This window comes from Novosphingobium sp. BL-S-33 (assembly GCF_056857025.1).
In genome coordinates, this window is sequence record NZ_CM166474.1 from 1,750,219 (window position 1) to 1,762,800 (window position 12,582).

Sequence of the window (12,582 nt, forward strand, 5' to 3'; positions counted from 1 at the left end):
GCCTAGTGCAGTTTTGCGCAGGCGATCGCATTCACTGGATTGTGCAGCAGGGGCAAGGCGAAGCATCCAAGCGGCCAAGCGTTGCGGAGGTCGGAATGTCGGAGATCATGAGAACGGTTCAGGACGATATCGACCGCGAAGAGGACAGCGCTCCCGTGGAGATGCTGGCAGCCCTTTTCGAGGCGCGTGACTGGCCCTTCGAGCTTGCCAGCGAGGACGAGATTTCCGGTGAGGTGAAGGGCGCCTGGGCGACCTATCAGTTCCAGGCGATCTGGCGCCCCGAGGACAGGGTGTTGCAGTTGCTCTGTCTGCCCGACGTGCGCATCTCTGACGCCAAGCGCGCCGCGATGTACGAAGCGCTGGCGCTCATCAACGAACAGCTCTGGGTTGGGCATTTCGATGTCTGGTCGAACGGCGGGGTGGTTCTCTATCGTCACGGCCTGATGCTGGGCGAGGATGGCCTCCTCGGGCCCGGTCAGGCCCAGACCGTCGTCGAGGCCGCGATCGAGGAATGCGACCGCTTCTACCCGGTGTTCCAGTTCATCCTCTGGGGTGACAAGACGCCCGCCGAGGCACTGGCCGCTGCCATGATCGACGCTGCGGGCGAGGCCTGAGCGTATTTACGGGGCGGGCGGCCGGTCTGGTCCGGCCCGCTTCCGTGTGCTTGGGTCTTGGCACGCATCCGGCGCTGTCCTAAGTGGCGCGCCTGTCGCAGGGGCGGCGATCCCGCGCCATGATCCAAGGAAATGATATGGACCGCTTTCAGAACATTCTGCTCGTCGGCTGCGGCAATATGGCCGGCGCCATGCTCGAAGGCTGGCTGAAGAGCGGTATCCCCGCGTCCCGCTTCACGGTGGTGGACCCCAATCGCGCCGAAGTGCCTGAAGGCGTGACCCTGCTGAAGGATCTTCCGGCGGAAGGACGTTTCGATGCCGTCATGCTCGGCATCAAGCCGCAAGGGCTGGATGCCGCCGCTCCGGCCATCGCGCCGCTGGTGGGCGCCGAGACGGTGCTGTTCTCGATTCTCGCCGGTGTCGAATTCGACAGCCTTGCCGCGCGCTTCCCCGATGCCGGTGCGATCCTGCGCATCATGCCGAATCTCGCCGTGGCCATCGGCAAGGCGCCGGTCGCGCTCGATTCGCGCGGACTTGACGAGATCGGCCGGGCGATGGTGACCGCGCTGATGGAGCCGCTGGGCACGCCCGAGTGGCTTGATGACGAAAGCCAGTTCAGTGCCGTCACTGCGCTGACCGGCTGCGGCCCGGCATTCGTCTACCGCTTCATCGATGCGCTGGCCTCGGGCGGCGTGGCGCTGGGAATCGAAGCCTCCCAGGCCCGGCGCCTTGCCGTGGCCATGGTCGAGGGTGCCGCGCAACTGGCAGCCTCTTCGCCGTTTTCGCCGGGCGAACTGGCCGACAAGGTGGCAAGCCCCGGCGGTTCGACCCGCGCGGGCCTGAATGTGCTCGATGCCGATGCTGCCATGATGAAGCTGATCGCGGCCACTATGCAGGCCTCCAACGACCGCAATGCCGAGATGGCTGCCGAAGCCCGTCAGGGATAAGGCGGCCTTCGATCGGGCCGGAAACAGGGCCGATGCAGACCATGAAATTCGGACCTGACCGGATTTTCGAGGCGGCGTCGGCGTCTGTTTACACTTTGACACATAGTGGGACAGCCGGTTTTCCTTGAAATGAAGGCGGGCGGAGGCGATATTCGCCTTGTCCGGGTTTCCGCGTTTGGCGGAGTACCCGTCTAAGGGAGTGTGACATGGCGAATTGGAACGACCCCCAGCCCCGTACGGGCTTCGGTGCGTCTCCGAGCCTTGACGGCAGGACAGGCGGCAAGGTCGCGTATGATACCGGCCTGCGTCGCTACATGCTGTCGATCTATAACTACATGGCCTCGGGCGTGTTGCTCTCGGGCATCGTGGCTCTGGGCTTCGCAAGTTCCGGCTATGCCGAGCAGATGATGTTCTCGCCGCTGAAGTGGCTGGTCATGCTGGCGCCCATGGGCTTCGTGATGGCGATGAGCTTCGGCGCGCAGCGCATGCAGACTTCGACGTTGCAGATGCTCTACTGGGGCTTCTGTCTGGTCATGGGCCTGTCGATGTCGACCATCTTCATGGTCTTCACGGCAACCTCGATCGCAACGACGTTCTTCGCGACGGCGGCGGCTTTCGCAGGCCTCAGCCTGGTGGGTTATACCACGAAGAAGGACCTGTCGGGCTTCGGCACGTTCCTGATCATGGGCCTGTTCGGCATCCTGATCGCGATGCTGATCGGCATCTTCGTGCATTCGACCGCGCTGCAGCTTGGCATCTCGATCCTCGGCGTGCTGATTTTCGCGGGCCTCACGGCCTACGATACGCAGATGCTGAAGAACCAGTACTACAGCCTGCGCGGCACCGAGTTCGTCGGCAAGGCGGTGGTGATGGGCGCGCTGCGCCTCTATCTGGACTTCATCAACATGTTCCAGTTCCTGCTGAGCTTCCTGGGCGACCGCAGGTAATCCACCGTTTTCTGCATATGGCTGTTGTCATGCCCGGTTCGATTCGTCGCACCGGGCATTTTCTTTAGCGGCGCGGCACGGTAGTTAATAAAGATCGAGGACATTGGAGTGAACGGGGTGGTAAACCTGAGCAAACGCGGCCTGGCATGGGGCCTTTCGCTGACGGCAGGTTCTCTGGCCGTCGCATTGTCGGGCTGTGGGCCGCAAAAGGTGGCCGTTGCGCCGCCGCCGCCGCCGCAGGCCGTCGTGATTCCGCCGCGGCCGATGCCGCCGGCAGGCGCACAGAACAACATGCCGATCCCGGCGCTTGCCGCGAACGGCATGCGCGCGACGGTCAATTCGGGCATCTCGCCCGCGCAGGCGCTGTGGAACCTGCGTTCGGCCTACAACGTGGCGGCGCTCAACTGCATGGGGCCTGATCACGGGCCGATCCTGGCGGGATACAAGGATTTCCTGATTCGCCATGCCAAGTCGCTGACGGCGACGAACAAGGCGCTCGATAAGGAATACGTGACCCGTTACGGCGCGAAAATGGGCGCCAAGACGCGCGAGACTTATCAGACGCAGGTCTACAACTTCTTCGCGCTGCCGCCGGTCGTGCCGGCGCTTTGCAACACCATGATCGGTCTTGCTGCCGAGCTTCAGACGGTTCCGGCGAACCAGCTGGACAGCGTTGCGGCGGCTGACCTTGCCAAGGCGGAGGCTCCGTACATGGAGTTCTTCAACAGCTACGATCAGTATCGCGCCGATCTGGCTGCATGGGAATCCCGTTACGGCGCGGGTTCGGCCGCTCCGCAGCTGGCGGCACCGGTGCCGACCACTCCGGTGGCGTCGGTTCCGGCCAACAAGTCGCAGCAGCAGGCGTTTGCCCAGTAATCTATCGGCGCAATAGTGCCGTGATAGTGCCGTGATAGTGCGAGCCGCCAGCCCCGTGTAATGCGGGCTGGCGGCTTGTTCGTTTCCGGTGGTGCAGGGAGGGCGGTCTTGCAAGCCGTTCTGGCGGCGCGAAAATTCCCGGCCTGCGATTTTTGCTCTTTCAACGCGCGGATCTCTTCGCTAAGGGGGCGCTCCCGGTGCGCTGCGTCGCTTCGGGGCAGAACTGGAACGGGGCCGTAGCTCAGCTGGGAGAGCGCGTCGTTCGCAATGACGAGGTCAGGGGTTCGATCCCCCTCGGCTCCACCAGTTCGCTCAAATCTGATCTGAGCCGGATGAACCGGTTCTACCCCGGCCCGAGGCGCGGATGCGCGACAAGGTCGGGTTTTTTGTTTATCTGGCGTTGAGGCGTTCGATCGCCCATGGCCGTCTTTGAACCCGCTGGACCGTACCCATGCACTTTCTTGACCAGGCGAAAATCTACATCCGTTCAGGCGGCGGTGGCCCCGGCGCGGTCTCGTTCCGTCGCGAAAAGTACGTGGAATACGGCGGCCCCGACGGCGGCAATGGCGGCAAGGGCGCCGACATCATCTTTGAGGCCGTCGCCGGCCTCAACACGCTGATCGACTTCCGCTACACCCAGCACTTCAAGGCCCCGCGCGGCGGCCATGGCATGGGCAAGAACCGCAATGGCGCGGCGGGCAAGGACCTTGTCATCAAGGTGCCGGTGGGTACGCAGATCGTCGACGACGAAGATCGCGAGACCGTTCTGGCCGACCTTACCGAAGCGGGCCAGCGCGTGACGCTGCTCGAAGGCGGCATGGGCGGGCGCGGCAACGCCAGCTACAAGACTTCCACCAACCGCGCCCCGCGCCAGCACCAGCCCGGCATTCCGGCGCAGGAGCAGTGGGTATGGCTGCGGCTGAAGCTGCTGGCCGACGTCGGCCTTGTCGGCATGCCGAACGCGGGCAAGTCCACTTTCATCAACAAGCTCTCGAACGCGAAGGCCAAGGTGGGCGACTATGCCTTCACCACGCTGCGTCCGCAGTTGGGCGTCGTCATGCACAAGAACCGCGAGTTCGTGCTGGCCGACATCCCGGGCCTGATCGCCGGCGCCGCCGACGGTGCGGGCATCGGCGACCGTTTCCTGGGCCATATCGAGCGCTGCCGCGTGCTCGTCCACCTGATCGACATCTCGAACACCGACCCGGTCGAGGCGATGCGCATCGTCGAGGAAGAGCTTGAAGCCTATGGCGGCGAGCTTGAGGACAAGCCGCGCCTTGTCGCGCTCAACAAGATCGACCTCGTCGACGATGCGCTGGCGGAGGAATACGCCAAGGAACTGCTCAAGGCCGGTGCCGACGAGGTGTTCCCGATCTCCGGCGCGACCGGCAAGGGCATGTCTAAGCTGCTCGACGCGGTGATCGACTACCTTCCCGCCGCAACCGTCACCGAACGTCCCGACGGCGAGCGTGAAGAGGCTGACGACAAGCCGTGGTCGCCGATCTGACATGCAAGAGCGCGGCTGTTTCGCTTGACGATCTGGGGCCGCGCATCTGCATCATGGGGCCATCGGGCAGTGGCAAGTCCACGCTGGCGGCGGCCATAGAAGCCTCGCGAGGGCTTCTGGCGATCCATCTCGATCAGTTACACCATAAACCGCAGAGCGACTGGGTCCCGCGGCCTTACGCAGAATTCGCGGCCTTGCACGGCGCCGCGATTACGGGTGAGCGCTGGGTAATCGAAGGCAATTATTCCCGCTGCCTGCCGCAACGCCTTGCGCGTGCCACGGGGATGATCCTGCTCGAAACGTCCACGCCGACCAGTCTGTGGCGTTATGTTCGCCGTTGCTGGTTCGAGCGTGACCGCATCGGCGGGCTGGCAGGGGGCAGGGACAGCGTGAAATGGCAGATGCTTCATCACATCGCCGTGGTCACGCCGCGCAATCGCAGGCGCTACCGCGAACTGCTGGCCGATATTGCGCTGCCGATGGCGGTTCTGGCCACGCCGGGCGATCTGGATCGTTTCTACAGATCCGAGCGCCTGACGAACTGATGGTGCTTTCTCGCGAACCGGGGAGCCATTAAGGCACCCGCCATGATGGATTCGAATGTGAACCAGCGCAGGCCCGTGGACGGGCGCGCGGCTCTGATGATGGTTGGTCTCTGCGCGATCTGGGGAATGCAGCAGACCGCGCTCAAGGCGGCCGCGCCGGACATGGCGCCGGTGCTGCAAATCTCGCTGCGTTCCGGCCTCGCCGCCGTGGCGATCGCGGCGCTCATTTTCGTGCGGGGCGAGGGGCATGCGCTGCGCGGGGGTACTTGGAAACCGGGGCTCGCCATCGGCGTGCTCTTCGCGCTCGAATATCTGTTCATGGGGGAGGGGCTGCGCTTCACCAGCGCCTCGCACATGGGGATCTTCCTTTACACCGCGCCGATCTTCACGGCGCTGGGGCTCCATTTCCGCTTGCCCGAGGAGCGGTTGAGCCCGCTGCAATGGCTGGGGATTGTCACGGCCTTCGCCGGTGTCGCGGTCTCGTTCCTGGGAGGTGCCCACAGCGGGTCCGGACATGATTCGGCGTGGATAGGCGACCTCATGGGCATCGGCGCCGGTGCGTCGTGGGGCGCGACGACGCTGACGCTGCGCTTCTCCCGCCTTTCTCACGCGCCGAGCACGGTCACCACGCTGTACCAGTTGCTGGGCGCTTTCGTGCTGCTCGGCCTGCTGGCGCTGGCGACCGGGCAGACGCAAGTGACCGTCACGCCGCTGTTAGGCCTCAGTTTTGCGTTCCAGACCATCGGCGTTTCGCTGGTTAGCCTGCTCGTCTGGTTCGGGATGCTGCGGGTCTATCTGGCCTCCCGCCTTGGCGTGCTGTCGTTCATGACGCCTCTGTTCGGCGTCGCGTTCGGCGTGGCGCTGCTGGGCGAGCGACTCGAACCGGCCTTCATCGCCGGAGCGCTGATGGTCATTGCCGGTATCCTGCTGGTCAGCGGACACGAGATGTTCCGCGCCCGGCAGGCACGCCGTGCCGCACTGAACTGATCCCGCCGCAGCCACGCGCCACCTTCCGGCGTTGCGGCAGCGGGACAGGGTGCCGATTGTTTCGCAAGCGGGCGCTTTTCAGCGCGCGGCATTTCACCTAGAGGCTGGCGGCACATGTCCATCGCCCGTCTTCCTGACCTTTTCGATCCGAAGCTCTGCCCCCGCCTTGTCGTCAAGGTGGGCTCGGCCTTGCTTGTCGGCGGCGAGGGAGTTCGCCGCGCATGGCTGACCGCGCTGGTCGCCGAAATCGCCGAGGCGCGTGCGCGCGGGCAGCAGGTGATCGTCGTTTCCTCGGGCGCGATTGCGCTGGGCGCCGCCACGCTGGGATTGGACAAGGGCGGGCGCGGCTCGCTGGCCGATGCGCAGGCGAGCGCGGCGGTCGGCCAGATCGCACTGTCGGGCCTCTGGGCTGAATTGCTGGGCACGCATGGCCTCACGGCCGCGCAGATGCTGCTGACGCTGGAAGACCTTGAGGAGCGCCGCCGCTATCTCAATGTCACCGCCACGCTCGGCCGCCTGCTGGATGCGGGTGCGGTGCCGGTGATCAACGAGAACGATTCGGTGGCGACCGAAGAGATCCGCTTTGGCGACAACGACCGTCTTGCCGCCCGCGTGGCGCAGGCCGCGCAGGCAAGCGCCGTGCTGCTGCTCTCCGATATTGACGGCCTCTACGACCGTCACCCGAAGGAACCGGGCGCGGCGATGATCCCGGTGGTCGAGGGCGTCACTGCCGAGGTGCGCGCCATGGCCAGCGCCGAATCGAATTCGGGCATGGGTTCGGGCGGCATGATCTCCAAGCTTCAGGCCGCGGAAATCGCCGAACTGGCCGGGATCGCCATGGTGATCGGCAATGGCCAGTATGAAAGCCCGATCAGCCGCATCGCAGGCGACGGGATCGGCACGCTGTTCCTGCCGCGCGGCAAGTCCGGCGCGCGCAAGGCATGGCTGGGCGGGCGCCTGCGGCTGACCGGCACGATCCGGGTCGACGACGGCGCCGCTGCTGCCCTGCTGCGCGGCTCCAGCCTGCTCGCCAAGGGCGTTACCGGAGTGGACGGCACTTTCGAGCGCGGCGACGCGGTTGCGGTGGCGGATGCTGCGGGCCACGTCATCGCCCATGGGCTTTCCGAATATGCCGCCGGTGAATGTGCGGCGATCCAGGGCCTGCATTCCAGCGATCAGGCCGCCGTGCTCGGCTACGCGCCGCGCTCCTCGGTCGTCCACCGCGACCAGATGGTGCTGAAGGCGCGACCGGAAAAGGCATGAGCCGTGCAAAGACCATGAACCAGAGCGACCGTCCCGTCATCGCGCTAACCGGCGCCACCGGCTTCGTTGGCCAGTCCGTGCTCGAAGAGGCGGTGCGGGCGGGCTATCACGTGCGCGCGCTGACCCGGCGCGAGCAGCCCGCGAATCCCTTGCTCGATCCCCACGTTACCTGGGTACGCGGCGAACTGCGCGATACCGCGTCGCTCTCCCTGCTCACGCGCGGGGCCGAGGCGGTGGTGCATGTGGCGGGCGTGGTCAACGCGCCCGACGCCGCGGGTTTTGAGGCGGGCAATGTTACCGGCACGCTCAATCTGATCGAGACGGCAGTGATCAAGGGCATCGCCCGGTTCATCCATGTCTCCTCGCTTTCGGCGCGCGAGCCGCAGCTTTCGGCCTATGGCGCGTCCAAGGCGCGGGCGGAGAAGCTGGTCATGGCCAGCCCGCTCGAATGGACCATCGTGCGTCCTCCGGCGATCTACGGTCCGCGTGACAAGGAAATGTTCGAGCTGTTCCGCTCTGCCCGCTGGGGCGTGGTTCCGGTGCCGAAGCAAGGGCGCGCCTCGATGATCCATGTCGAGGATCTCGCGCGGCTGCTGGTTGCGCTGGTGCCCGGCGGCGAGCCGGTGACGGGGCGCATCTTCGAACCCGACGACGGCCGGACCGAAGGCTGGTCTCACGAAGAGATGGCGCGGGCGATCGGCTTCGCGGTGGGCCGCCGCGTGCGCGTGCTGGGCCTTTCGCCGCGGGCGCTGATGATGGCGGCGAAGGGGGACAATTTCCTGCGCGGCGCCAATGCCAAGATGACGCAGGACCGCGCCGCCTATTTCAGCCACCCGGACTGGGTGGTGGGCGCCGCCGGACGTGTTCCGCCCGCAATCTGGGAGCCGCGCATTGCCACCACCGACGGCCTGCGCGCGACCGCCGAGTGGTACCGCGCGCAGGGGTGGCTCAAGGAATAGCGCGCTCTATCCCTGCACTGTGCCCGTGCAGCCGCCGAAGCCGATCGACACCGCGCCGTCGGCCACGAAGCGGCCTGCCAATGCCAGTTCGTCGCCGTCCTCAAGGAACGTGCGCGTCTCGCCGGTGGGCAAAGTGATCGGCTGACGGCCCGAGCGGGTGATCTCCATCAGGCTGCCCTGCGTGCCGTCGTCGGGGCCCGAGATGGTGCCGGTGCCCAGTAGGTCTCCGGTGTTCATCTCGCAGCCGTTGGAGGCATGGTGGGCGACCATCTGCGCCACCGTCCAGTACATGTTCGCGGCCGGGCCATGGCTGAGCCGGACCGGCGCGATGCCCGCCGCGCGCATTTTCGCGGTGGAGAGGAAGACTTCCAGCTCCAGCGACAGCGCGCCGCCAGCCTGATCGGCCTCGTCCCACAGATAGGGCAGGGGTTGGGGATCGCCCTCCGGACGCGGTGGCTGGGCAATCCGGAACGGCGCCAGCGCTTCCATCGTCACCAGCCAGGGCGAGACCGTGGTGAGGAAGTTCTTGGAGAGGAACGGGCCGAGCGGCTGATATTCCCATGCCTGCACGTCGCGCGCCGACCAGTCGTTGAGCAGCGTCAGCCCGGCAACATGGTCCAGCGCCTCGCCGATGGGGATCGGCTGGCCCAGCGCGTTGCCGGTGCCCATCCACACGCCCAGTTCCAGCTCGTAATCGAGCCGCTTGATCGGGCCGAAAGAGGGCGCCTCGGCATCGGGCGCCTTGGTCTGGCCCTGCGGGCGGATCACCGGCGCGCCGCTGGGGCGCACGGTGGAAGCGCGGCCGTGGTAGCCGATGGGGACGTGCTTGTAGTTGGGCAGCAGCGGATTATCGGGCCGGAACAACGTGCCGATATTGGTGGCATGGTGGATGCCCACGTAGAAGTCGGTGTAGTCCCCGATCCGTGCGGGCAAGTGGAGCGTGGCTTCGGCCATCGGCACCAGCAGCGGCCCGACTTCGGAGCGGCCGGCACCGGCTTGCTCGGCGCCGCCTTCGGTGAGCAGTGCCGAGACCCGGCGGCGCAGCGCGGCGCGCGGGCCCGCGCCCAGTGCCAGCAAGGGGTTGAGGCTGTCGGCCGATGCCGCGCGGGCGGCGTCGAGCGCGGCACCTTCGACCAGGCCCGAGCCCGCGAGCGCCGCAAGGTCGAGGATCATGTCGCCGATGGCGATACCGCCGCGCGGCCGCTCATCCCCGCGCGAAAACACCCCGAGCGGCAGGTTCTGAATCGGAAAGTCCCGGTGCCCATTGGCGCTTTCGACCCAGGAGCGCAGCGTGGGCGCGTGGGTTGCGTCGATCGTCGGCATGGGTGCTCCTCTCAAAATACGGTTCTTGGGCGGCTTCCTAGCGCCCCTGCGTCGCAAGGTCACGGGGGCCCTCACTCGGTGCCTGCGGAATTATCCCAGCCATGAGTCTCGGTCATGACGAAAGGCACGGCTTGTCCGGAAGCATCGCGTGCCGGACGAAAGCGGAAGCGGCGGGTGATGTGGTCGCACGTGGCGGCGTCAAGATCGGGCCGCCCGCTGGAGGCGAGCACCACGCAGCCGCTGACCAGTCCGTCGGTGCCGATGCGGTAGCGCACCGTGAGTTCGCCGCCCGCGCGCGCCTTGCGCAAATCCTCGGGCAAGTCGGAATAGAGCATTCGGCCGGCAGTCTGGCGCGGCAGCGTGGCGACGCCGGAATTGAGATTTCCGCCGCTCCCGCCCTCGCCATTTCCGCCGCCGCCCGTTCCGTTGCCATTTCCGCCCGCGCCGGTTCCTGAACCCGCATCGCCCGTGCCGGTGCCTGCCATCGGTACCGGGAGGGGAGAGGTCAGCACCAGCCGCGGCAGCGGAATGGCGAGCGGCGGCGCCTTGCGTCCCTCGGGGGCAGGTGCGCGGCTGGCCGCATCATGCTTCGGGCGGGGCATAGGACGAGGCGGCGGCGGCGGGGGAGGCGGCACCACTTCGCGCGCTGGCAGAATCGCCACCAGCGCAAGGCGCGGGCCCGGAGGCGGCTGGCGCAGATCCAGCCCCAGCACCAGCGCCGCGAACCCCGTCGCCACGACAATCGCCGATGCCAGTGCCGCCAATGCGCTCCGTGAATGGTCGTCCCGGATGATGTCCCATCGCTTCATGCTCATGGGAACAAGTTGCAGGAGCAATTGGTTTCGCCCGATTCGCCATGCGGCCAAGTTGGTTGGAATACGACGAAATGTTGCTGCCGCGCAGGAACTCGCATCGTAGCGGCCCGTTATGTTGGTACTTCGACCCATTACGGAGATCTGACAATGACACTTCTTCTTATCCTCGTGGTCGGTGGCGTCATCGGCTGGCTCGCTTCGATCCTGATGCGCACCGATGCGCAGCAGGGGATCTTCCTCAACATCGTCGTCGGCGTCGTCGGTGCGCTGATCGCGGGCTTCCTCGTGACGCCGCTGATCGGCGGGGCGCCGATCACCAGCGGTAACTTCGATATTCTGTCGCTGTTCGCCTCGTTCCTGGGCGCGGTGATCCTGCTGGCGATCGTCAACCTGTTCCGCCGCGGCTCGATCCGCTGAGCATGACGGCGACCGGGGGGCTCCAAGCCCCCCGGAGCAGACACCAGAAAATGGGAAAGGATGCCAAGACCATGACCTCGATCACCATCATCCGCTCGGGCTCGCGCCTCGGCCTTGCCGCCGCAGTCGCCGCCGCCTCGCTGGGCCTAGCCGCGTGCAACAGCCATGCCGACGATGCCACGGAGAAGCAGGCCGATGCAGTCGAGCAGGCCTCGGACAACGCTGCCGATGCCATGCATGATCAGGCCGACCAGATGACCGGCGCTGCTGCCGACGCCATGGACCAGAAGGCCGAAGCGGTCGAACATGAGGGCAAGGCCACGGCCGCCGCGCTCGACCAGAAGGCCGACGAGCAGGCTGCGCAGAACCCGCACTGACATCCGGCCCCTGCCGGACATTCGGTTTCGGGGACGGCAGCGTGAGGGATGGCGGCATGTCCGCCATCCTTTGCGCGTTCTTAATGTTGGCAATGAAGGCCTTGTCTTCGAAATGTCGACAAAATGTGCTTCACTGCCGGGGCTTGACCAATCCGGGCTTGAAGTGTCTGGCAATAAGACAGACATAGCCCACCGACCTTCTCGATGCGTTGCCGCCGGTCCCCGGAACGCGCGGTACGTCCAGGCGCTTCGAAGTCCACGTTCTTGATAACCCGAAACAGGAAGACAGCCATGACCATTGCCCTGATGCCGCTGCCCTACGCGCAGGATGCGCTCGAACCGCACATCTCGGCCAAGACGCTTGAGATCCACCACGGCGCACACCACAAGACGTACGTGGACAAGCTGAACGCCGCGATCGAAGGCACGCCCAACGCTGATAAGTCGGTTGAGGAAATCACCAAGTCGGCATCGGGTCCGATGTTCAATAACGCCGCGCAGATCTGGAACCACGGTTTCTACTGGCACTCGATGAGCCCCAGCAAGACCGCGCCGAGCGAAGCGCTGGCCGCTGCCATCACCAAGGATTTCGGTTCGGTCGACGCGCTGCTCGAAGCGCTCTCGAACGAAGCGGTCAACCACTTCGCTTCGGGCTGGGCTTGGCTCGTGGTCGAAGGTGGCGCGCTCAAGGTCATCTCGACCCATGACGCCGGCTGCCCGATCACCACCGCGGCGGTTCCGCTGCTCACCATCGACGTGTGGGAGCATGCCTACTACATCGACCAGATGAACAAGCGCCCGGCCTATGTGAAGGCAGTACTTGAGAACCTGATCAACTGGGACTTCGCCAGCGAGAACTTCGCCCGCGGCACGGCCTGGACCTACCCGGCGTAAGCCGACCGGCCTAACGGCAGGTTTTACGGGGGCCGGATCGCCTTGAGGGCGGTCCGGCCCTTCGCACGCCGGTCCGGCACATAATTCCCGAACACTTACTCCCCCCGAACA

14 protein-coding genes and 1 tRNA gene are annotated in these 12,582 nt (G+C 65.9%); 13 read left to right on the top strand and 2 right to left on the bottom strand.

What is annotated here, in order from left to right:
- The first annotated feature begins 107 nt into the window (after window positions 1–107).
- The 10 genes from AC1VVM_RS08295 (at window position 108) to AC1VVM_RS08340 (ending at window position 8,645) form a co-directional block, all read left to right on the top strand.
- Window positions 108–614, top strand: a complete 507-nt coding sequence (locus AC1VVM_RS08295) for a YbjN domain-containing protein (protein WP_165912226.1) — start codon at window positions 108–110, stop codon at window positions 612–614.
- A 137-nt stretch (window positions 615–751) separates the two neighbouring features.
- On the top strand, window positions 752–1,561 hold the full coding sequence (locus tag AC1VVM_RS08300) for a pyrroline-5-carboxylate reductase family protein (RefSeq protein WP_482903517.1): 810 nt from the start codon (window positions 752–754) through the stop codon (window positions 1,559–1,561).
- 206 nt (window positions 1,562–1,767) lie between these two features.
- Window positions 1,768–2,508, top strand: coding sequence for a Bax inhibitor-1/YccA family protein (locus AC1VVM_RS08305; RefSeq protein ID WP_132389376.1), 741 nt, complete (start codon window positions 1,768–1,770; stop codon window positions 2,506–2,508).
- A gap of 108 nt (window positions 2,509–2,616) precedes the next feature.
- Complete coding sequence (locus AC1VVM_RS08310) at window positions 2,617–3,384, top strand: hypothetical protein (RefSeq protein ID WP_132389378.1); 768 nt, start codon at window positions 2,617–2,619, stop codon at window positions 3,382–3,384.
- Between the two features lie 230 nt (window positions 3,385–3,614).
- Window positions 3,615–3,690, top strand: a tRNA-Ala gene (locus AC1VVM_RS08315).
- 145 nt (window positions 3,691–3,835) lie between these two features.
- On the top strand, window positions 3,836–4,891 hold the full coding sequence (gene obgE / locus AC1VVM_RS08320) for a GTPase ObgE (RefSeq protein ID WP_132389380.1): 1,056 nt from the start codon (window positions 3,836–3,838) through the stop codon (window positions 4,889–4,891).
- A complete protein-coding gene (locus AC1VVM_RS08325; protein ID WP_482956300.1) occupies window positions 4,876–5,436 on the top strand; it encodes a P-loop NTPase family protein in 561 nt (186 codons plus the stop codon). The genes obgE and AC1VVM_RS08325 overlap by 16 nt, the downstream gene beginning before the upstream one ends.
- Window positions 5,437–5,478: 42 nt before the next feature.
- Window positions 5,479–6,423 (top strand): DMT family transporter, encoded by a 945-nt coding sequence (locus AC1VVM_RS08330; protein WP_482956301.1) that lies wholly within the window; start codon window positions 5,479–5,481, stop codon window positions 6,421–6,423.
- 114 nt (window positions 6,424–6,537) lie between these two features.
- On the top strand, window positions 6,538–7,686 hold the full coding sequence (gene proB / locus AC1VVM_RS08335; RefSeq protein ID WP_482956302.1) for a glutamate 5-kinase: 1,149 nt from the start codon (window positions 6,538–6,540) through the stop codon (window positions 7,684–7,686).
- The gene (locus AC1VVM_RS08340) at window positions 7,683–8,645 is read left to right on the top strand and encodes an NAD-dependent epimerase/dehydratase family protein (RefSeq protein ID WP_482903521.1); all 963 of its coding nucleotides are present in this window, start codon (window positions 7,683–7,685) and stop codon (window positions 8,643–8,645) included. Before proB ends, AC1VVM_RS08340 begins: the two co-directional genes overlap by 4 nt.
- Window positions 8,646–8,651: 6 nt before the next feature.
- On the opposite strand, the gene fahA is transcribed toward AC1VVM_RS08340, so the two are convergent.
- Both fahA and AC1VVM_RS08350 read right to left on the bottom strand, forming a co-directional pair.
- Window positions 8,652–9,968, bottom strand: a complete 1,317-nt coding sequence (fahA, locus tag AC1VVM_RS08345) for a fumarylacetoacetase (protein ID WP_482956303.1) — start codon at window positions 9,966–9,968, stop codon at window positions 8,652–8,654.
- 71 nt (window positions 9,969–10,039) lie between these two features.
- Window positions 10,040–10,783, bottom strand: coding sequence for a TonB family protein (locus tag AC1VVM_RS08350; protein ID WP_482956304.1), 744 nt, complete (start codon window positions 10,781–10,783; stop codon window positions 10,040–10,042).
- Between the two features lie 147 nt (window positions 10,784–10,930).
- Here AC1VVM_RS08350 and AC1VVM_RS08355 point away from each other — a divergent pair, with 147 nt between their 5' ends.
- From AC1VVM_RS08355 to AC1VVM_RS08365, 3 genes are all read left to right on the top strand, one after another.
- Window positions 10,931–11,200, top strand: coding sequence for a GlsB/YeaQ/YmgE family stress response membrane protein (locus AC1VVM_RS08355; RefSeq protein WP_132389386.1), 270 nt, complete (start codon window positions 10,931–10,933; stop codon window positions 11,198–11,200).
- 71 nt (window positions 11,201–11,271) lie between these two features.
- Window positions 11,272–11,577, top strand: a complete 306-nt coding sequence (locus tag AC1VVM_RS08360; protein ID WP_132389622.1) for a hypothetical protein — start codon at window positions 11,272–11,274, stop codon at window positions 11,575–11,577.
- 291 nt (window positions 11,578–11,868) lie between these two features.
- A complete protein-coding gene (locus tag AC1VVM_RS08365) occupies window positions 11,869–12,471 on the top strand; it encodes a superoxide dismutase (protein WP_132389388.1) in 603 nt (200 codons plus the stop codon).
- Window positions 12,472–12,582: the final 111 nt, after the last annotated feature.